Source organism: Streptomyces sp. NPDC002809 (assembly GCF_040295435.1).
In the GTDB taxonomy this organism is placed as follows: Bacteria; Actinomycetota; Actinomycetes; order Streptomycetales; family Streptomycetaceae; genus Streptomyces.
In genome coordinates, this window is record NZ_JBEOVJ010000019.1 from 91,158 (window position 1) to 109,484 (window position 18,327).

Consider the following 18,327-nt stretch of genomic DNA (forward strand, 5'->3'; position numbering starts at 1 on the left):
TCTGCGCGAAGCCCGGACCAGCGTGGTTCACCGAGCGCGAATCCGCCGTCAGCGTTGCCGTTTCGGGAACTTTCCCGCGCTGTCGGCCTGTTCGGCCGCCTTCACCTTGGCCGCGTACTCGTCGACGTACTCCTGGCCGGAGAGACCGAGGATCGCGTACATGATCTCGTCGGTGACCGCGCGGATCGCGGCCTTCTCGTTCTCCAGACCGGCGTAGCGGGAGAAGTCCAGCGGTTCGCCGAAGCGGATGGTGACCTGCTTGATGCGCGGGACGACCTTTCCGGGCGGCTGGATCTCGAACGTGCCGACCATCGCGCACGGCACCACCGGCACCTGCGCCCGGATGGCCATCACCGCCACACCGACCTTGCCCTTGTAGAGCCGGCCGTCGTGCGAACGGGTGCCCTCCGGGTAGATGCCGAGCAGCTCGCCCCTGTTCAGCACCCCGAGCCCCTCGCGGATCGCCGCCTGCCCGGCGTTCTTGCCCGACCGGTCCACCGGGATCTGACCGATGCTGTGGAAGAACGCGGCGGTCAGACGGCCCTTCACGCCGGGCCCGGTGAAGTACTCCGCCTTCGCGAGGAAGGTGATCCGGCGCTTGATGATCGCGGGCATCAAGAAGTGGTCGGAGAAGGACAGGTGGTTGCCTGCGATGATCGCCGCGCCGTCCGCCGGAATGTGCTCCGTCCCCTTGATGACAGGACGGAAGAACAACCGCAGCAGCGGGCCCAGGACGACGTACTTGAGCACGTAATAGAACACCCGGTTGCTCCCTAGTGTGGCGAACCGTCGAGCGGAGTCCGTTTGCGCTGGTCACCGCCGCTTTCCAGGCCGCTCAGTGTAGGTGCGGCTCTCGCCGGGTGTAACCACTTCCGATCGTCCTCCCGCACCGCGGCCGGACGACCGGTGTCAGGCGTGCGCGGCCGATTCGTACAGATCGAGCAGCCGGCTGCGGGTGGCCTGCAGCCGGCGGGCGAGCACCATGCCGACCCACTGACTGATCGCGAATCCGAACACGGGGTCCGAGCGGCACTCGGCCCGTACGCGTGGAGCGTCGAATTCGTGGGCGCGGACGGGGCTCAGCGTCTCGGCGCCCAGCTCCCACTCGAAGGGCGGGAAGAGCCAGGAAAGGCCGACCAGCTCTCCCGGCTCCAGCATGGCGATCTCCGCACGGCGCCGGTGCGGAAGCTGTGCGTCCAGTATCACCGCCCCCGTCTTGAGGATCCAGAAGCGGTCGGCTACGGCATGTTCCTCGAAAAGCCGCTGCGACGGTGGGAACTGAACGTGTTCGGAGAGGCTCAGAAGGTGGTCACGGTGTGCGGACGGAAGGGCCATGAGTGTGGTGGTCATCGGAGTTCTCCTCCGAGGAGCGGCTGTGTACGGAATTCAGGTGGCGTCCAAAGGTGTTGTTCCCCTTCACGGCGGAAGTACGCAATGCGGGGCCGACCTCGCGCGGGATGCCGTCAGGGCCGGTCCCGACCGCCATCGGCCCCGTGCCTACGGTGTCCGCGCCAGGACTGTGCCGGGATCGATCAGTCTGCGCACCAGCTGATCCGCCACTTCTGCGGGGCGCAGGTCGCTGCGGGCGGCGTAGGCCTGCAGTTGGCGGGCCGCCTCGTAAGGCTGGATGTGCCCGGTGGCGGCGAGCATGCCGGCAGCCGTGTCCAGGAGCGCCTTGGCGGAGAGTGTCGACTGCATGCGGGTCACGATGTCGGTGGGCCGCAGCGGGTCGCTGCTCCAGGTCAGGACAGCCGTCACGGTGACGTCGGCCAGCGCTTGGACGAGAGCCGTCTGCTCCGGGGCGAGTGCTCGCGGATCGTGGGAGAGCAGGCTGAGGGCTCCCACGGCCCGGCCGCGCACGCGCAGCGGAAGCGCATGCGCGCTCGCGTAGTCGCCGGAGCTCGCCAGGGTCGCGAATTCCGGCCAATGGGCCGCGCCGTCCAGGATGGCGGGCGCATGCACGGGAGTGTTCGTGCGGTACGCGTCGGCGCCGGGGCCCCGCAGGATCTGCGAGGTGAGGAGACCGGTCAGCGCCGGGCGGTCGTCAGTCGTGGCGGCGGTCCGCAGATCTCCACGGGCGTTCGCCAGCAGGACACCGGCATCGTCCATGCCGGTCAGCGGGAGGCAGTGGCGGGTCAGACGGTGCAGCAGAGTAAGGGGTTCCACATCCCTGGCGAGCGTGTCGGTGAGGTCGACGAACGCCTCGGCCAGTTGCTGTTCCCTGTTCATGCGACTCCACCGTCTTCCTGTCGCTCTTCCTGTCGCTCTTCCGCACCGGAGCGGGTGCCGGTGGCCGCCGCTCGCGTTCCAGGACAAGCACGACCGACCTTAGTCATGAAACCTGACCTTCCCGTCGAGGACGGCGTGGGCCGCTTCCGTCACTGTCAGATCGTGGGCGAAGGCATGTGCTCTGAGGCGTGCCAGCGCCTGCTGGGGATCCACGCCCAGATGAACCATGATCATGCCGGTGGCCTGGTGCACTTCCTCATGATCGCTCTCCGCCATGGCCAGCCACATGTCCTCGTCCGGATCGGACGTGGCAGGCCCCCCGGGCAGGTTCAGCAGCGCGGTGGTGATGGCCTCCGCCATGGGGAACGCGAAGGCCCGGTCCCGCTCGGAGAGGTCACCCGCGTCCTCCCGGTAGAGATCGAGCGTGCCGAGCGCCAGTCCGCCCGCCCCGAGCGGCAGCGAGAACACGGCGCGCACCCCGAGCTCGACGGCCTGCTGGGCGAAGAACGGCCAGCGCCTGACATCCGGTCCCTGCGTCAGGTCGGCGGCGAGTACCGGTGCCACCAGATCGATCGCGGACTGGCACGGACCGTCACCCAGGGTGTACTGGGCCTCTGCGAGTTGTCCGGCGACCTCGCTGCTGGACCACCACAGGACGCGTGCGTCCCCTTCGCCCTGCAGGGAGATCGAAGCACCCGTGATGTCCAGTAGGTCCACGCACGCCTGGCACAGGGCAGCGGGCACTGCCACTTCCGACTGCTCGGCGGTGGCACGGGCGAGCGCTTCGGAGAAGCGTCCGGCGTCTCCGGGCAGGATGCCCTCGCCTGGGTACGAGGACTCCTCGTCGTCCTCGTGGGGCACGGGTTCCACGGCGCTTCACCTCCATTGGCTGGGCCGCACCTCCATCCTCCCCCACTCCGGCTGCGAGGACCTGTAACAGGGGCACGGGCCGACCGAGGATTCGCCCCGCGACGCGGGCCGGGCGACGGGTCACGCCCCGCCTTCGAGGGGAGGGGGCTGCCGACGGGCCAGCCGGATCCCGTACGCCCGTTGCACGAGTGCCCGGAAAGCGAGGGTGCGCCGGAACGCACCCGCAGGCCCGGAGGGCCCCCGGCCGACCCCGGCCACGGCGGAGCGGGGCGGGCCGCTCCGCGGACAGCCTGTCTCGTCCAGGGAGAGCGTGACGAGGTGTATCCGCCGGGCCAGTGCCCAGCGCTGGACCAGCGCCAGTGCGTCCTCCGGGTACGGCACACCCACCCGGTCGGTGTCCAGCACCACGGATCCCGTCCACGGCGGCAGCGTCTCCAGGGCGCGGTTCAGCTGCCCGCGGCACACGGCTCGGGCATCGTCCACGTCGGCGGGCGGGGTGTTCTCCGGTGCGGGGGCGCCCGCGCCGTCCTGGCACAGCGTGACGACGGCGACGGATCCGAGGAACTGCACATGCACGTTGTACGGCTTCATCGGGCTTCCCCTCGGTCGGGGCGGGCAGCCCTGGATACGGCGGGCCCGGAGGCCCACCTGTCCGGAACACGGTGAGCGCCGTGCCCGCTCCGGCACCAGAAGCCGCGACGACACGGCATACGTGCCGTACCCCGGCGGACAGCCGTCGGGACACCGAAGCCACGAAGCGACAGAACCAGGCTGGTTCATCACTTCAACCCTCCCACACCCGAACCCCGCGAAGGCAGGGGGAACCGCTCAGCAGATGCCTGCGGAGCCCGCCGACGCCGTCGCTCCCACGGGCGCGGCAGCCGAATCGCGCTGCCGGTCGGCCCGGTCCCGGACGAGGCGGCGGAAGCCGGCGAGTGCCCCGCGCCCGGGCGGGCACCCGCCACGCGGGGGCAGGCCGGCGATCGCTTCCATCACCCGCTGCGGCTGCGCCTGCCACCCCACCACGATGACCCGCAGGACGCGGAGCTGTGCGCGTCGGTGCAGTTCGAGAAGGAGCAACAACCCGGCCGAATCCATGAACTGCACGTCGTGGACGTCCAGCAGGAGAACGTCCGTGCTCGGCTGCACGACGTCGAGCACCTGCTCCAGGAGGGGCGCAGCCGCAGCGTCGAGCTCCCCGGCAGCGCTGACCAGGACGGAACTCCCGGTGCGCCGTAGTGCTGTGGTGAACGTAGCCGCCACCGGATTGCCGCCCACTTTCCGCCCCTGCTTTCCGCTTGCTCCCGCCGAATCAGGCACGCACGATGCCGTGGACCGCGACCGGCGTCCGCCAGGCGCGCCGGTGGGCCCCTCGCGGTTACGCCTTTCGTGTCGCGATTGACGCGACACGGCGTATTCACCGTGTCGCGAGGGGGCTGTGCGGGAAAGAATCCCGGTGCCGGCAGGACTCGGCACAGCCCGGTGCCGCACGCCGAGTCGCTCAACCTCGTTGCGAAGCGATGGCTCCTATGACGACTTCTCCTTCTGTCTCCTCTGTGCAACCCCAGGGCTCCGGCGGACGTCGCCGTAGGGCCGAGGCCGGGCCCGGGGGAAAGCCGCTCCTGGAAGAACCGACGACAGCATGGGCGATCGGCATGATCATGGCCGCGACGCCGTGCTCGCTCTCCAGGCCGCACAGATCCTGGCGACCGCGGCGCAGGGTGCCCACGTCACCCCGGGGCAGGCCGCCGCGGCCATGATCGCCGGATCGCGCGGAGCGACTGTGCCGACGCATCTGGAGCGTTCGCTGCGCAGGGCGATCGAGAACGCGCGCACCCCGTCCCTGCCGGCAGCCCGGACCGCCCTGCTGCCGAGCCGCGGGCGGACCGAGGAAGCGCTGGCGGAGTTCCGGCGGTGCCGGTCGCGGCTGGCCGCGTCACCGCCGGACGAGGCTGCGCGCCGGGCGGTCGACGATGCCGCGTACACCCTGTGCGTCATGCTGGGAAGGACGAGCGTGCACGATGCCGTGGTGGCTGCGGAGCGGCACCTGGCCTCTCCGGCCTGAGGTCCGTCCCGACCGGGACCGGGGGGCCGGTGCCGTCGGGGCGAGGTGCCGGTGCCGTCAGGGGCAGTACTGAGGAGCCTGGTTCAGGTTGTTCTTCGTGACCAGGACCAGGGGGACGGAGCCGATCCGGTCCGCCTTCCTGCCCGCGAGCAGCGCCAGGGTGTTCCTGACGGCCATCGTTCCGTTCACCAAGGGGGAGTTGGTGACCGTGGCGGACAGGGTCCCCTTCTCGATCGCGGCCAGGCCCCTGTCGGTCCCGTTCACCGTCACGATTCTGACGCCCTTCCCCCCGGCCGCGTCGAAGGCCTTGCGCGCCGCGAAGGCCATCTCCTCGTTGGCGACGAACGCGTAGTCCAGGCCCGGGTGTTCCCGGATCATGGCCGCCGCGGCCTCCTGCGCCCGCGCCGGGTCGAACATGCCGGGTCTGCTGGCCACGACCGGAGTGTTGGCGGGCAACGCGGCAGTGAAACCGGAGACGAGCAGATCGGACGCGGCGCCCGGCGCACCGGCCACGATGCCGACCTCGGCCTGTTTCCCGTTCGCGTCCTTGCCTATCCACTCGGCGTCCAGCCGCCCTGCCTGTTCGAGGTCCACGACGACCGCTCCGAGGATGTCCGAGGTGTCCTCGGGGACCACGGAGGTCAGGAAGACCGGCACGTCGGCACTTCGGGCCCGGGCGATATCGCCCGGCAGAGCGCCGATGTCCACGGTCTGGACGATCAGCGCGTCCACCTTCCAGGACGTCATCTTTCCGATGTTGGCCAGCTCCTTCGCCGCGTCCTGCTGCGAGTTCGCGGTGAAGAGCTTGACGCCCGCGGTCTCGGCGGCGAGTTCGACGGCACCCTGGAGGCATGTGTGGAAGTCGGAGTGGGCTCCGTTGACGAATCCGAGTGTGACGGTGGTTTCGTGCCCGGCGTCGGAGCCGCCACCGCAGCCGCTCAGCATGAGAGCGGCGCCGGCGGCCGACGCGGTGAGGGCTCTGCGGGAACTTCGGCGGCCGTCCGGTCTGTCCGGCCGACCGGGTCTGTCATGGGGGAGGGACACGGGGGAGTACCGCCTTTCGTGGGGCTCTTCAGCCCATCTGGTCCTGCGGCGAGAGGTGTTCCACCGTCACCCCGGTCTCGGTGAACGTGCGGGTCACATGTCCTGAGCTGTAGACCCACAGAATCCGCAACGGTGTGTCGCCGACGTTGCGGAAGAGGTGCGGGACGGGGGCGGGGACGTACGTGGTGTCGTACCGCACCAGACGGGTCACCTCGCCGTCGATGACCACCTCCGCGTCACCGTCCAGGACCGTGACGTGCTCGTCGCAGTTGTGCGAGTGCAGGGGGGCGCCGGAGCCGACCGGGTAGACGCTGATTCCGCTGGTGATCCGGTTCTCACCATGGGCGGAGGCTGTCGTGACCAGGGGGGTCGTGACGACAGCGCCGCCACGGTCGAGCAGGGGTACTTCGGCGACTTTGATCACGGTGGACATCAGGGGTTCCTTTCGGCGGAGCTGAGCCGAACGGGCCGGGGCCCGTCCGGCGGATCGTGGCTGGTTCGCGTCTGATCCGCCGGGCAGACCCTAGGGCCAGGAACCGGGAAGGGATGCCCTCCGGTATGCAGTTTTACATTGCACGTCAGGAGGGATGTGGTTGCCGGATACGCGGGTACGGTCGGCCACCATTGCACGGCGAAACCGGACCGTGCCCGAGGCTAAGGCGGATTGCCGACATGAGGCTCCCCGTACTCACCGAACACGAAATGACTCCGCCCCAGAAGGAGCTGGCCGAGCGCATCACGGCCCGCCGCGGTGCGGTGCGGGGGCCGTTCCGGGTCTGGCTGCACAGCCCGCAGATGTGTGAACGAGCCGAGTCGCTCGGCGCCTTCGCCCGCTTCGACTGCAGCCTTCCCGAGCATCTGCGCGAGCTCACTCTGCTGCTCGCGGCCCGCAACTGGGACGCCCAGTACTCATGGAACGCGCACGTGCGCACCGCGATAGAGGCAGGGGTGCCCGAGGAGGCGGTCCGGGCCATCGCCGAGCGGCGCCGGCCGGACTTCGGGAACGAGCCGGACCAGGCGTTCTACGAGTTCTGCCGGGAGATCCTCCAGGACCACTTCGTCTCCGACGAGACGTTCGCGCGCGCCCACGAGCACTTCGGTTCACAGGGCCTGGTCGACACCATCGGGGCTCTCGGCAACTTCACCATGCTCGGCATGTGTCTCAACGCCTTCCAGGTCGACCTCCAGGCCGACCGCGAGCCCCCCTTCCCGGACATCCGCGGTTTCGAGCGGGTCGTCCGTGACGGGGACGGACACCGGCCGTGACGGCGCGGACCACCCGTCCCGCCGCCGCGGCCACCGGCTCGGACCCTGCCGCGCCCCTGGTCCGGCTCCGCGGGGTCACCAAGAGTTTCGGCGGGGCCGCCGCGCTCAAGGGAGTCGACCTGGACCTGTATCCGGGAGAGATCCACGCCCTCATGGGCATGAACGGTGCCGGCAAGTCGACGCTCGTCCAGGTCCTCTCCGGGGTGCACCAGGCGGACGGCGGCACCATCGGCGTCGACGGGCACGACCATGCCGGTCTCACCGTGCGCAGGGCCCGCCACCTCGGCATCGCCTTCGTACCGCAGCGCCGCGAGCTGGTCATGGGCCTCAGCGTGGCCGAGAACATCATGCTCGGCGACCTGCCCCGCCGGGGCGGACTGGTGAGCCGGCCGCAGATGGTCTCGCGGGCCCGGACCGCTCTCGCCGGCCTGGGCATCGACATCGACGTGCGGCGTACCGCGGGCGAACTCACCGTCGCCGAGCAGACCATGGTCGAGGTCGCCCGGGAGGTCCGGCGCGGCGGTCGCGTGCTGATCCTCGACGAGCCGACGGCGTGCCTCGGCGCGGAGGCCGCCGGACGGATCAGGGAGCTGGTCCGCAGGCTGCGCGACGAAGGCGTCGCCGTCGTCTACATCTCGCACTACATCGACGAGGTACTGGGCCTCGCGGACCGGGTGACGGTGCTGCGCGACGGCGCAGTGGTGCGCAGCGCACCGGCATCCGGGTTCGACGCGACGGAGCTCGTGCGCGGCATGGTCGGCCGGGACGTGGTGTCGCACCGGCCGGAGCGCCCCGCACCCGGGGACGAGGTCGGTCTCGCGATCCGCGGGCTCACCCATGGCCGCTCCATCAGCGACTTCACCGCGCAGGTCCGCAAGGGCGAAGTCGTTGCCGTGCTGGGTCCCGCCGGGGACGCCCAGTCGTGCCTGTTCGACCTGCTCTCCGGCCGGCAGCGGCCGCAGAGCGGGGAGCTCCACGTGGACGCCAGGCCCGTGCCGCTGGGACGCGTGCCGGCCTCGCTCGCGAGCGGGCTGCGCTGCGTCACGGGGGACCGCCGCGCCCTGGGCCTCGTGCCGGGACTGTCCGTGGACGAGAACCTGATGCTCGCCGACGACCGGTTCCACCGCAGGCGGCTGCACCGCCGGGGCGACCTGGCCCGGCGGTCGGCGACCCGCCGGAAGGACTACGGGGTCGTGACGCTCGGTGGCGACCCGCCGGTCGGCAGTCTGTCCGGCGGAAACCAGCAGAAGGTGCTGCTGGCCAAGTGGCTGGAGACCGCCCCCACCGCCTGCTTCCTCGAAGACCCCACCAACGGCGTGGACGTCGCAGCCGTGGCGGACATCCACACCCTCATCGACGCCCTCGCCTCGCGAGGGGTCGCGGTTCTGCTCGCCTCCTCGTCCGCGGAGGAGGCGATGCGCCTGGCCGACCGCATCCTCGTGGTCCGGGCGGGGCGCACCGTCGCGGAGTACGAAACCACCGCCATCACCCGCGACGAACTCGTCGCCACCGCCCTCGGAGGAGCGCCGCAGTGAGCCTGAAATCCCCCTCCGTCGCCCCTGACCGGGCGACCGCTCCGGCCACCGCCCGGCCCCGCCCGACGATCAGGTCGCTGGGCCGGATACCGCACGGCGGGCTGATCGCCGTCCTGATCCTGATGATCGTCTTCACCGCTCTGCGGGCGGACTCGTTCACCACCTCGCAGAACCTCCTCAACATCCTCCGCCAGATCAGCGTGACCGCAGTCATCGCCGGCGGTCTCACCCTGCTGATGACGGCGGGCGGCATGGACTTCTCGATGGGCAGCAATGCCGCCGTGACCACCGCGGTGGCCGCGCAGCTCCTCTCCCACGGACAGTCCACGACCGTCACGGTGGTCGTCACCCTGCTGCTGGCCACGGTGATCGGCCTGGTCAACGGCTTGGTCGTGACCTTCACCAAGGTGGCGCCGTTCGTCGCCACACTGGCCACGGCCATGCTGCTCGACGGTGTCGCCCTGCTCGTCCTGAACGGCATGAGCATCTCCATCGGGGACCGGATGTCGGCGCTCGGCAACTCCAAGGTGCTCGGCATTCCCTGGCTGCTCATCGTGGCCGTCGTGGTCCTGGTGGCCGTCGGTCTGGCGATGCGGTTCACCACCTTCGGGCGGGACGCCTTCGCGATGGGCGGCAACGAACACGTCGCCCGCCTGAGCGGCATCAACGTACCCGCCCGCAAGCTCGCCCTCTACGGTCTCGCTGGAGGCCTGTCGGGTCTGGCCGGCCTGATGCTCCTCTCCCGGCTGGGTGCCAGCGCACCCAACACCGGAGGCCTTCAGCTCCAGCTCACCGCAGTGGCCGCCGTCGTCATCGGGGGCACGCTGCTGGCCGGCGGGCACGGCACGATTCCCGGCACCGTGCTCGGTGTGATCCTCCTGGGCGTCGTCGCCAACGCGCTGAACCTGCTCCAGGTGAACAGCTACTACCAGCCCGTCGTCACCGGTGCGGTGCTCCTCGTCGCGGCCGTGGTCAACGAGTTCAACCGCAGGTCCGGCCCGGGTCACTGACCCACGGCCCGCCCGCTGTGCCGGCCTCGTCGGCTCCCCCCCCACCCTTCCCGTCAATGTCGCAGGAAAGGTCATACCTCCATGTCTTCGACCACCCGTTCCCGCCGCGTCCTCGCGGTCTCGCTCGCCGGCGTCGCCGCGCTCGTCCTGTCCGGATGTTCCGACAGCGGCGAGGCCGGATCCGGTGACGGCGCCACCTCCCTGGGATTCGTCAACGGCGCCAACACCCACTTCCACACCTGTCTGCTCAAGGCGGTCGAGCAGACCGCCAAGGTGAAGGGGGCCAAGCTGTACTCCGCCAACTCCAAGCAGGACGCGGGCACCGAACTGTCCAACATCGAGGACATGATCGCCCGGAACGTGAACGCGCTGATCGTGCAGACCGTCAATGTCGACGCACTCGAGGGCGACATCACCAAGGCGAAGAACGCGGGCATCCCGATCTATCTCACCTCGGTCGCCACCGACGACCTCTCCGACATCCTGGGCGCCGCAGTGGTCGACCTCAAGAAGGTCGGCGCCATGGACGCCGGATGGATCGAGAAGGACGCCGCCGGAAAGCAGGTGCAGGTCGGCGTGGTCGCCGGTGCGCCGGGTGCCGCCTCCGACCTGCTGGTCGGCGGCTTCGAGGCGGCGCTCCCGGCCACCGCGAAGGTGGTGGCGAACCAGCCCGGCATGTTCAACCCCGCAAAGGCGCAGGATGTCGCCGAGAACATGATCCAGGCCCATCCCGACCTCGACTACGCCTTCGTCGCCAACGAGGAGATGGCCTTCGCCGTCCGCAAGGCGTTCGATGCCGCCGGCGCCAAGGACGTCAAGATCGTCTCGGTGAACGGTACGGAGGAGGGGATCGCCGCCGTCCAGGCGGGCACGCTCTCCGCGACGGTGGCCAACTCGGCCATGACGATCGGACAGACCGCCGTCGAGAAGGCGCTCTCCCTGCTCGCCGACAAGAAGGGCGACAAGATCAGCAATGTTCCGTTGACTCTTGTCACCAAGGACAACGTGGCGCAAGCTCCTCAATACTGCCCCAAGTAACCCGGACGGGCGGGTTTCCGGTGCGCGTGGTGCGGCTCGGTCACAGCGAACGCCCGTACCCTCACCGCACCACCCCGGCCCTGCCGCGGCCGGCGGTGTACGGCAGCAACACCCGCCCTTAGGCACGACCGGCCCCGGGTCCACGTGGCCCCGGGGCCACCCGGAGGATCCATGGACCGCCTGCTCGTCATGCACAGCTTCGTCACCGTCGCCCAGACCGGCAGTTTCAACGGAGCCGCCAAGAAACTGGGCTCATCGGGCTCCCTGGTGTCACGGCACGTGGCGGAGCTGGAGCGACAGGTGGGCGTACGCCTCGTCCATCGCACCGCCCGTTCGGTGAGTCTGACCGAGCAGGGGCAGAGATACGCCGAATTCTGCATTCGCATTCTCGGAGAGATAGAGAGCGAGGATGCTTCCATTGCCCACCTTCACGACCGCCCCGAGGGGTCGCTGAGCATCAGCTGTCCGAAATGGATAGGCAGTCTCGACCTGGGTGACGCCATTGCCGCATTCTCTGCGGCACATCCGAAGATTCAGGTGCGCTTCGAGCTCGGCGGAATGTCCGACCGGACCTATGACTTCCTGGAGGGCGGCTTCGACGTCGCGTTCCACACCCGGGACCTGCGGGACTCCGGCGTACGCCTCAAGAAGATCGCCTCGCTGCCCTTCATGCTGTGCGCAGCCCCCTCGTACCTGGAGCGCCACGGGGCGCTGACCGAGCCCAACGGCGTCGCCTCCCACGAATGCCTGGTGCACGTCAACGACCCCGTCTGGCGCATCGGACACGGGCACGCCTCCACACTGCACAAGATCCGGAACGTGGCGTTCTCGTCCAACTCCTACATCGCGCTGCAGAAGGCCGCCGTCCACGGCCGCGGCATCGGTCTGCTTCCGCAGCGGTCCGCGTACGACGACCTGCTGTCCGGGGCGCTGGAGATCCTGCTCCCCGAACGGGGCGTACCCGACCGCCCGCTCTTCGCCATCTACGGACCCGGTCCGTCCACTCCCCGCAAAGTCGGCGTATTCCTCGAATTCCTTACCGAATGGTTTTCCAAGAACCCCATTCCCAGGATTCCCGACGGCGTTTGAGCGGCAGGCCGCACCCCGTGCAATCAAGGATTGCGGAGCCTGCACGGCAGGACCGTTGAGGCATGCGCCCGGAAAATCTAGGATCGCCGGGAACGGTGACCGGTCCGCATGCGGCGACATCATCTGAAGTGAGGAATCCATGGGGATCCAGCGAATCGAATCGGTCACCTACAGCGTCGAGGTACTCGAGGAGTCTGTGCGGTTCTTCGAAGACTTCGGCCTCTTCCTGGTCGAACGGACCGACGAGCACGCGGTGTTCGAGACCCTCGCCGGCCAGACCCTCCACCTGGACACCTGCCCCGGACCGCTGCTCCCGGCCCCGGTCGAGGACGGCCCCACCCTCCGTGAGGTGGTGTGGGGCGTCGACACCGCCGAGGAACTGGAGCGGATCGTGGAAGCGGTGCGACGGGATCACCCCGTCCGCACCAGCGCCGACGGAGTCCACCGCACCGTCGATGCCACCGGCTTCGGGGTGGGCCTCACCCTCGCCCGCCCCAGGCCCCTGCCGGCCCCCTCCCGGACCGCCAACATCTCCGGTGACGTCACCCGCTGGAACGCCCCGCTGGAGACGGTCGGACAGGTCCGGCCGCTGCGGATGTGCCATGTGGCCCTCAACATCGCCAAGGAGGGCCGGGAGCAGGCCGTCGCCTTCTACACCGGCCTGCTCGGCTTCCGGCCGACCGACGTCATCGAGCCCATGGGCGTGTTCATGCAGGCGCCCGGCGACGACGACCAGCACACGTTCCTGCTGTGCCACCGACCCGACCGGGCGGGCGTCAACCACATCGCGTACGAGGTTCCCGGCTTCGACGACGTGGTCGAAGGCGGCAACCACATGATCGAGCGCGGCTGGCGGGAGGCCCGGAAGCTGGGCCGGCACACCATCGGCTCGAACGTCTTCCGGTTCCTGCACGCCCCGTGCGGCGGCCGCGTGGAGTACGCCTGCGACATGGACCGGGTCGACGACACGTACGAGACCCGCGTCCACGCGACCGCGCCGCCGCACACCATCTGGTCGCTGCGCTCCAACCGGGACGCCCAGGACACCCCGGCCACCTGAACCCACACCATTCCCCGAGAGGGCACCCACCCATGACCACCGACCAGGGCTACCCGCCCGTCCGCATGTTCATAGCGGGCGAGTGGTGCCAGGGCAGCACCGGACAGACGTCCCCCGTCGTCAACCCCGCCACCGAGCAGGTGATCGGCGAGGTGCCGCTGGCCACCGCCGCCGACCTGGACCGCGCCGCCGAGGCCGCCGCCGACGGCTTCGAGATCTGGCGCACCACTCCGATCGCCCGCCGCACCGCGATCCTGCACGCCGCGGCGGACCTGGCCACGGAGCGTGCCGAAGCCATCGGCCGCATCATGACCGTGGAGCAGGGAAAGCCGCTCGCCGAAGCCGCCGGAGAGGTCCGCAGGGTCGCCGACTCGCTGCGCTGGCACGCCGACGACGCCCGCCGCGCCTACGGCCGCATCATCCCCTCCGCCCCCGGCACCCTGCTCACGGTGCGCCGCGAGCCGGTCGGCCCCGTCGCCGCCTTCGTCCCGTGGAACTTCCCGGCCGGATCGCCCATGCGCAAGATCTCCGCGGCACTCGCCGCCGGCTGCTCCCTCGTCATCAAGGCGTCCGAGGAGACCCCGGGGACGGCCTGCGCGCTGGTGCGCTGCTTCGAGGACGCCGGTGTCCCGGCGGGGGCCCTCAACCTCGTCTTCGGTGAGCCCGCGGAGGTCTCCGCCCGCCTCATCGCCCACCCGGTCGTCCGGCTGGTCGCCTTCACCGGCTCCGTACCGGTCGGAAAGCTGCTCGCCGCGGATGCCGGGGCGCGGATGAAGCCCTCACTGATGGAGCTCGGCGGGCACGCCCCGGTCATCGTCTGTGCCGACGCCGATCCTGCCGTCGCGGCCCGCCGTGCGGCCGGCGCGAAGTTCGCCAACGCCGGGCAGGTGTGCACCTCGCCCAGCCGGTTCCTGGTGCACGAGAGCCTCGTCGAGGAGTTCACCGCCGCCTTCGTGAAGGCCGCCGAGGCCCACCGGGTCGGCGACGGGCTCGACGCGGCGACCACCATGGGGCCGCTCGCCAACGAGCGCCGGCTCGCCGCGATGGAACGCCTCACCGCCGACGCCGTGGCCCGCGGCGCGAACGTCCTCGTCGGCGGCGAGCGCATCGAGGGACCTGGCTACTTCTTCCCGCCCACGGTCCTGACCGACGTCCCCGCCGACGCCCTCGTCATGACCGAGGAGCCCTTCGGCCCGATCGCCCCCATCGTCCCCTTCACCGAGCTGGACGACGCGCTGGCGCAGGCCAACTCCCTCCCGTACGGACTCGCCGCGTACGGCTTCACCGAGTCCGCGGCCACCGCCGAACGGCTGTCGGACGGTCTCCAGGCGGGCATCGTGTCGATCAACCACTGCGGCGGCTCCGTCCACGAGGCGCCCTCCGGCGGAATGAAGGACAGCGGCTACGGTCGCGAGGGCGGCCCGGAGGGTCTGGACGGCTACCTCGTCACCAAGCGCGTCTCCCACCTGCTTGCCGGCTGACCACCATGAGATACACGCGTGTCGCGGTCGGCGGGATGGCGGTATGGGGCCGTGTCCACGACGAGCACATCGAGCTGCTGTCCGAGTCGCCACTGGACGGCCGGCCCACGGTCATCGGCACCGTGGCGAGAGCCGACGCCGTGTGGCTGCCACCCGTCGTCCCGCCCGTCTTCTACGCCGTCGGACTGAACTACACCCGCCACATCGAACACGCCCGCGCGCTGGGCAACACGGCGGCCGTCATGCCCGAGCGGCCGGAGATCGGCTACCGCGCCAACAACGCGCTGACGGGACACCTCTCGCCCATCGTGAAGCCGCGGGAGGTGACCGGCCGGTTCGAGGCCGAGCCGGAGCTCGTCGCCGTCATCGGCCGCACCCTGCGGCACGCCACGTACGAGCAGGCGAGGGAAGGGGTCTTCGGCTGGACGATCGGCAACGACGTCAGCGCCCGCACCTGGCAGCACGAGGACCGCACCTTCTGGCGCAGCAAGAACGCCGACTCCTTCAAACCGATGGGGCCCTGGATCGAGACGGAAGTGGACGCGCTCGCCCAGACGACGACCCTGCGGGTCGACGGCCGGGTGCGGGCCTCCTTCCCGACAGGCGGAATGGTGTTCGACCCGTACGACTACATCGTCGAGATGACCCGATACCTCACCCTGCAGCCGGGCGACGTCCTGTGGATGGGCGCCGAGTCCACCTGCGGGCTGGAACCGGGCAACACGGTCGAGGTCGAGATCAGCGGTATCGGCGTCCTGGCCAACCCCGTGCACGAGGAGCCGCCCCGATGCTGAGCCGCCGCGAGCAGCCACCGAAAGGAAACAAGCGATGAGCAGGGAACCCCGCTACATCCATCACGTCAACTTCCCCACCACGGACCCCGACCGCACCGCCGAGTGGTACGCCAAGGTCTTCGGGATGAAGCGCATCATGCCCAAGTCCAACACCCGCGTGGTGCTGATGACCCGGGGCAACTTCGACCTGCACTTCACCCCGGTCGAGGAGATGGAGCGGATGGCGCCGTACCACTTCGCCGTCGAGGTCGACGACTGGGACGACTTCATGGCGCACCTCAAGGAACTGGGCATCCGGCACACCCGCCCGATCGAACGCCCGGAGAACCAGTCCAAGTTCTGCTACATCCACGACCCCGACCACACCATGATCGAGCTGGTCTTCCACGGCAAGCGCCCCAACTGACCGGTCCTTGCGAGGAGATGTTCCATGCCCTACGCCGATTCCGACGGCACCTCCATCTACTACGAACGCCACGGCAGCGGCCCCGCGATCCTCTTCGTCCACGGTTCGGGCGGTCACCACGCCGCCTGGTGGCAGCAGGTCGCCGTGCTCCGTGACGAGTTCACGGTCGTCACCGTGGACCTGCGCGGATTCGGCAAGTCCGACTCCTCCATGCCCGAGTTCGACGGACAGGACTTCCCCGGCGACGTCCTTGCCGTCCTGGACGCCGAGGAGCTGACCGACGTCATGGTCGTCGGCCAGTCCATCGGCTCCGTCGCCGCCCTGCGTGCCGCCCTCCAGCGCCCCGACCGGGTGTCCGCCGCGGTCCTCGGGCACTCCCTCGGCGGCATCAGCCACCCGGAACTCACCGAGCTGGCCGCCGCGGACCGCGCCGAGGCCGTCAAGCTCCCTGTCATCGACCGGCTGCTCACCCAGGGATTCCAGCGGGAACGGGCCGACCTCACCTTCCTGTTCCAGCAGATGGGCACCTTCAACGTCGCCAAGATGGCCGACCTGCGCAACCTCGACACCGACGGCCCGAGCCTGGACGACATCCGGGACTCCGGGGTGAAGGTCGCCTTCCTGGCCGGCGAGAAGGACGCGGTCCTCAGCGTGAAGACCGTCACCCGCGCCCACGAACTGCTGCCGGGTTCACACCTGGAGATCGTCCCCGGCGCCCCGCACTCCATGTACTGGGAGGCTCCCGCGCAGTACAACACCGCCGTCGCCCACCTGCGCCGCACCCTCACCGCACCGAAGGAAGCAGTATGAGCAGCCTCACCCTCGACGCCGCCGACGCGATCGCCGACGCCGTCATCGAGCGCGCCCAGGCGCTCGGCAAGGCCGTGAGCGTCGCCGTCGTGGACGCCGGCGGATTCCCGGTCACCATCCGCCGATCGGACGGTGCCCGCCCGCTCACCCCCGACATCGCGCGGGCCAAGGCGTACACCGCGGCTGTGATGCAGCGGCCCGGCAGGATGCTGAAGAAGTGGCAGGAGAGCCAGCCCGTCTTCTTCTCCCAGCTCTCCCAGCTGCCCGGCGCGGCCATGCCGATCATGGCAGCCGACGGCAGCGTCACCGTCAAGAAGGACGGTGTGATCATCGGCGGCCTCGGCGTCGCCGGCGGCACCGCCGACGAGGACCAGCAGCTCGCCGACGAGATCCTCGACTCCCTCGGCTACGAGCTGGAGTTCCCCGCCTGGGGCGTCCCCGGCAAGCCCACAGGTAAGGAGTGAGTCATGGCGGACACGTTCAACTACCGCATCGACCACCACGGCAGCCTGGTCCGCCCCGCGGACCTGCTGACCGCCCGCGAGCAGTACGCACGAGGTGAGACCGGGGCCGAGCTCCTCCAGGAGGCCGAACGCACCGCGGTCGAGGAGGCGGTGACGTTCCAGCGCAGGCTGCGCACCACCGTGGTCACCGACGGCGACTTCCCCCGCGAGGACTTCCGCAGCGCCGTGCTCGACCGCGTCTCCGGATTCAGGCGCACCGGCGAGGAGACCGACGGCCTGGTCCGCTGGGTGGCGGAGACCCTTCCGAAGGCCGAAGGCCCGCTGGTGGCCGACGGGGCGGCACGGTTCGCCGAACTGACGGTGATCGCGCCCAAGGTGTCCCTGCCCTCACCGGCCTACCTCGCGGCGACGTGCTTCGAACCCGGTCTGGCCGGCTCCGGCGGTCCCGCCTCGGCCCGGGAGCTCGGCGAGGCGCTGGCCGAGATCATCCACCGGGAGATCGAGCTGCTGGTCGCACGCGGTGTGAAGCTCATCCAGCTGAACAACCCGCTCCTGCTCGGCCACACGGCCACCGGACCCGCCGCACCGGCAGCGCTCTCCTTCGAGGACGCGCTGGCCGTGGACGCCCTGGCGGTACGCCTGGACGCGCGTCCCGAAGGCGTACGGGTGGGCGTCTGCCCCGGCTGGTCGGCGCCCCCGCAGGTGGACCGGGCCGCAGCCGAACGGCTCTTCGGGGCAGTTCCGGCGGACCGCTGGGTGCTGCCGTTCGACCGGGGCACCGCGGCCGAGCTCGACCTGCTCGCCGCACTGCCCGAGGACCGGGACGCCTGTCTGGGCGTCGTCGATCCCACGGTCGCGGCGGTCGAGGAGCTCGACACGGTACTGACGCGCATCGACGCCGCCGCCGAGGTCAAGGACCTCGAGGACATGGCACTCTCGCCCTCCCGCGGCTTCGCGGACATCGCCGGCCGGGCGCTGCTGACCACGGAGGAGCAGCGCCGCAAGCTGATCCTGGTCGAGACGCTGGCCCGCTACTGCTGGGGCAACGAGTTCTGACCCCGGACACCGGTGAGCCGGGAAGCACCGCGGTGCTTCCCGGCCGTTCCCGCAGCAGGTGGATGTCTCGGTGGGCGGCCTGACCCCGGCGCGCCGGGGGCCGCGGGGCC

Annotated in this window: 21 protein-coding genes; 13 read left to right on the forward strand and 8 right to left on the reverse strand. The window is 70.1% G+C overall.

The genetic code is table 11. The features are described 5' to 3' along the window. Positions 1–48 precede the first annotated feature (48 nt). From ABT025_RS14815 to ABT025_RS14840, 6 genes are all read right to left on the reverse strand, one after another. Complete coding sequence (locus ABT025_RS14815; RefSeq protein WP_350993824.1) at positions 49–762, reverse strand: lysophospholipid acyltransferase family protein; 714 nt, start codon at positions 760–762, stop codon at positions 49–51. A gap of 147 nt (positions 763–909) precedes the next feature. Beyond that, positions 910–1,350 carry a Crp/Fnr family transcriptional regulator gene (locus ABT025_RS14820; protein WP_350993826.1) on the reverse strand — a complete coding sequence of 147 codons (441 nt, stop codon included), beginning with the start codon at positions 1,348–1,350 and terminating at the stop codon, positions 910–912. Between the two features lie 147 nt (positions 1,351–1,497). Continuing rightward, positions 1,498–2,229, reverse strand: a complete 732-nt coding sequence (locus ABT025_RS14825) for a GAF and ANTAR domain-containing protein (protein ID WP_350993828.1) — start codon at positions 2,227–2,229, stop codon at positions 1,498–1,500. 99 nt (positions 2,230–2,328) lie between these two features. After that, positions 2,329–3,099 (reverse strand): GAF and ANTAR domain-containing protein, encoded by a 771-nt coding sequence (locus ABT025_RS14830; protein ID WP_350993829.1) that lies wholly within the window; start codon positions 3,097–3,099, stop codon positions 2,329–2,331. Between the two features lie 120 nt (positions 3,100–3,219). Then, complete coding sequence (locus tag ABT025_RS14835) at positions 3,220–3,690, reverse strand: hypothetical protein (protein ID WP_350993831.1); 471 nt, start codon at positions 3,688–3,690, stop codon at positions 3,220–3,222. A 237-nt stretch (positions 3,691–3,927) separates the two neighbouring features. After that, positions 3,928–4,377, reverse strand: a complete 450-nt coding sequence (locus tag ABT025_RS14840; protein WP_350993833.1) for an STAS domain-containing protein — start codon at positions 4,375–4,377, stop codon at positions 3,928–3,930. A 364-nt stretch (positions 4,378–4,741) separates the two neighbouring features. Here ABT025_RS14840 and ABT025_RS14845 point away from each other — a divergent pair, with 364 nt between their 5' ends. Further along, on the forward strand, positions 4,742–5,164 hold the full coding sequence (locus ABT025_RS14845; protein ID WP_350993835.1) for a DUF5133 domain-containing protein: 423 nt from the start codon (positions 4,742–4,744) through the stop codon (positions 5,162–5,164). Between the two features lie 57 nt (positions 5,165–5,221). On the opposite strand, the gene ABT025_RS14850 is transcribed toward ABT025_RS14845, so the two are convergent. Both ABT025_RS14850 and ABT025_RS14855 read right to left on the reverse strand, forming a co-directional pair. Further along, positions 5,222–6,109, reverse strand: a complete 888-nt coding sequence (locus ABT025_RS14850; protein WP_350993837.1) for a sugar ABC transporter substrate-binding protein — start codon at positions 6,107–6,109, stop codon at positions 5,222–5,224. A gap of 127 nt (positions 6,110–6,236) precedes the next feature. Then, complete coding sequence (locus ABT025_RS14855) at positions 6,237–6,641, reverse strand: cupin domain-containing protein (RefSeq protein WP_350993839.1); 405 nt, start codon at positions 6,639–6,641, stop codon at positions 6,237–6,239. A gap of 269 nt (positions 6,642–6,910) precedes the next feature. Here ABT025_RS14855 and ABT025_RS14860 point away from each other — a divergent pair, with 269 nt between their 5' ends. From ABT025_RS14860 to ABT025_RS14915, 12 genes are all read left to right on the forward strand, one after another. Next, positions 6,911–7,474: a carboxymuconolactone decarboxylase family protein gene (locus ABT025_RS14860; RefSeq protein ID WP_350993841.1), complete on the forward strand. Its 564-nt coding sequence runs from the start codon at positions 6,911–6,913 to the stop codon at positions 7,472–7,474. Next, entirely contained in the window at positions 7,471–9,009 is a 1,539-nt protein-coding gene (locus ABT025_RS14865; RefSeq protein ID WP_350993843.1) for a sugar ABC transporter ATP-binding protein, read from the forward strand. The genes ABT025_RS14860 and ABT025_RS14865 overlap by 4 nt, the downstream gene beginning before the upstream one ends. Beyond that, positions 9,006–10,019 (forward strand): ABC transporter permease, encoded by a 1,014-nt coding sequence (locus ABT025_RS14870; protein ID WP_350993845.1) that lies wholly within the window; start codon positions 9,006–9,008, stop codon positions 10,017–10,019. The genes ABT025_RS14865 and ABT025_RS14870 overlap by 4 nt, the downstream gene beginning before the upstream one ends. Positions 10,020–10,100: 81 nt before the next feature. Then, positions 10,101–11,057: a sugar ABC transporter substrate-binding protein gene (locus ABT025_RS14875; protein WP_350993847.1), complete on the forward strand. Its 957-nt coding sequence runs from the start codon at positions 10,101–10,103 to the stop codon at positions 11,055–11,057. A 171-nt stretch (positions 11,058–11,228) separates the two neighbouring features. After that, the gene (locus tag ABT025_RS14880; RefSeq protein WP_350993849.1) at positions 11,229–12,146 is read left to right on the forward strand and encodes a LysR family transcriptional regulator; all 918 of its coding nucleotides are present in this window, start codon (positions 11,229–11,231) and stop codon (positions 12,144–12,146) included. A gap of 139 nt (positions 12,147–12,285) precedes the next feature. Further along, positions 12,286–13,206, forward strand: coding sequence for a VOC family protein (locus ABT025_RS14885; protein WP_350993851.1), 921 nt, complete (start codon positions 12,286–12,288; stop codon positions 13,204–13,206). Positions 13,207–13,238: 32 nt separating this feature from the next. Further along, positions 13,239–14,687: an NAD-dependent succinate-semialdehyde dehydrogenase gene (locus ABT025_RS14890; protein WP_350993853.1), complete on the forward strand. Its 1,449-nt coding sequence runs from the start codon at positions 13,239–13,241 to the stop codon at positions 14,685–14,687. A gap of 5 nt (positions 14,688–14,692) precedes the next feature. After that, positions 14,693–15,481, forward strand: a complete 789-nt coding sequence (locus ABT025_RS14895; protein ID WP_350993855.1) for a fumarylacetoacetate hydrolase family protein — start codon at positions 14,693–14,695, stop codon at positions 15,479–15,481. A 34-nt stretch (positions 15,482–15,515) separates the two neighbouring features. Then, positions 15,516–15,887: a VOC family protein gene (locus ABT025_RS14900; protein WP_219570331.1), complete on the forward strand. Its 372-nt coding sequence runs from the start codon at positions 15,516–15,518 to the stop codon at positions 15,885–15,887. A 24-nt stretch (positions 15,888–15,911) separates the two neighbouring features. Continuing rightward, entirely contained in the window at positions 15,912–16,697 is a 786-nt protein-coding gene (locus ABT025_RS14905; RefSeq protein WP_350993857.1) for an alpha/beta fold hydrolase, read from the forward strand. Continuing rightward, positions 16,694–17,161 (forward strand): GlcG/HbpS family heme-binding protein, encoded by a 468-nt coding sequence (locus ABT025_RS14910; RefSeq protein ID WP_350993859.1) that lies wholly within the window; start codon positions 16,694–16,696, stop codon positions 17,159–17,161. The genes ABT025_RS14905 and ABT025_RS14910 overlap by 4 nt, the downstream gene beginning before the upstream one ends. A 3-nt stretch (positions 17,162–17,164) precedes the next feature. After that, a complete protein-coding gene (locus ABT025_RS14915) occupies positions 17,165–18,217 on the forward strand; it encodes a methionine synthase II (cobalamin-independent)-like protein (protein WP_350993861.1) in 1,053 nt (350 codons plus the stop codon). Positions 18,218–18,327: the final 110 nt, after the last annotated feature.

Coding starts and splice junctions, on each gene's coding strand:
- ABT025_RS14820 (WP_350993826.1), bottom strand. CDS start 1,350: ATGACCACCACACTCATGGCCCTTCCGTCCGCACACCGTGACCACCTT.
- ABT025_RS14905 (WP_350993857.1), top strand. CDS start 15,912: ATGCCCTACGCCGATTCCGACGGCACCTCCATCTACTACGAACGCCAC.
- ABT025_RS14890 (WP_350993853.1), top strand. CDS start 13,239: ATGACCACCGACCAGGGCTACCCGCCCGTCCGCATGTTCATAGCGGGC.
- ABT025_RS14860 (WP_350993841.1), top strand. CDS start 6,911: ATGACTCCGCCCCAGAAGGAGCTGGCCGAGCGCATCACGGCCCGCCGC.
- ABT025_RS14850 (WP_350993837.1), bottom strand. CDS start 6,109: ATGCTGAGCGGCTGCGGTGGCGGCTCCGACGCCGGGCACGAAACCACC.
- ABT025_RS14895 (WP_350993855.1), top strand. CDS start 14,693: ATGAGATACACGCGTGTCGCGGTCGGCGGGATGGCGGTATGGGGCCGT.
- ABT025_RS14900 (WP_219570331.1), top strand. CDS start 15,516: ATGAGCAGGGAACCCCGCTACATCCATCACGTCAACTTCCCCACCACG.
- ABT025_RS14835 (WP_350993831.1), bottom strand. CDS start 3,690: ATGAAGCCGTACAACGTGCATGTGCAGTTCCTCGGATCCGTCGCCGTC.
- ABT025_RS14880 (WP_350993849.1), top strand. CDS start 11,229: ATGGACCGCCTGCTCGTCATGCACAGCTTCGTCACCGTCGCCCAGACC.
- ABT025_RS14915 (WP_350993861.1), top strand. CDS start 17,165: ATGGCGGACACGTTCAACTACCGCATCGACCACCACGGCAGCCTGGTC.
- ABT025_RS14825 (WP_350993828.1), bottom strand. CDS start 2,229: ATGAACAGGGAACAGCAACTGGCCGAGGCGTTCGTCGACCTCACCGAC.
- ABT025_RS14875 (WP_350993847.1), top strand. CDS start 10,101: ATGTCTTCGACCACCCGTTCCCGCCGCGTCCTCGCGGTCTCGCTCGCC.
- ABT025_RS14845 (WP_350993835.1), top strand. CDS start 4,742: ATGGGCGATCGGCATGATCATGGCCGCGACGCCGTGCTCGCTCTCCAG.
- ABT025_RS14885 (WP_350993851.1), top strand. CDS start 12,286: ATGGGGATCCAGCGAATCGAATCGGTCACCTACAGCGTCGAGGTACTC.
- ABT025_RS14855 (WP_350993839.1), bottom strand. CDS start 6,641: ATGTCCACCGTGATCAAAGTCGCCGAAGTACCCCTGCTCGACCGTGGC.
- ABT025_RS14910 (WP_350993859.1), top strand. CDS start 16,694: ATGAGCAGCCTCACCCTCGACGCCGCCGACGCGATCGCCGACGCCGTC.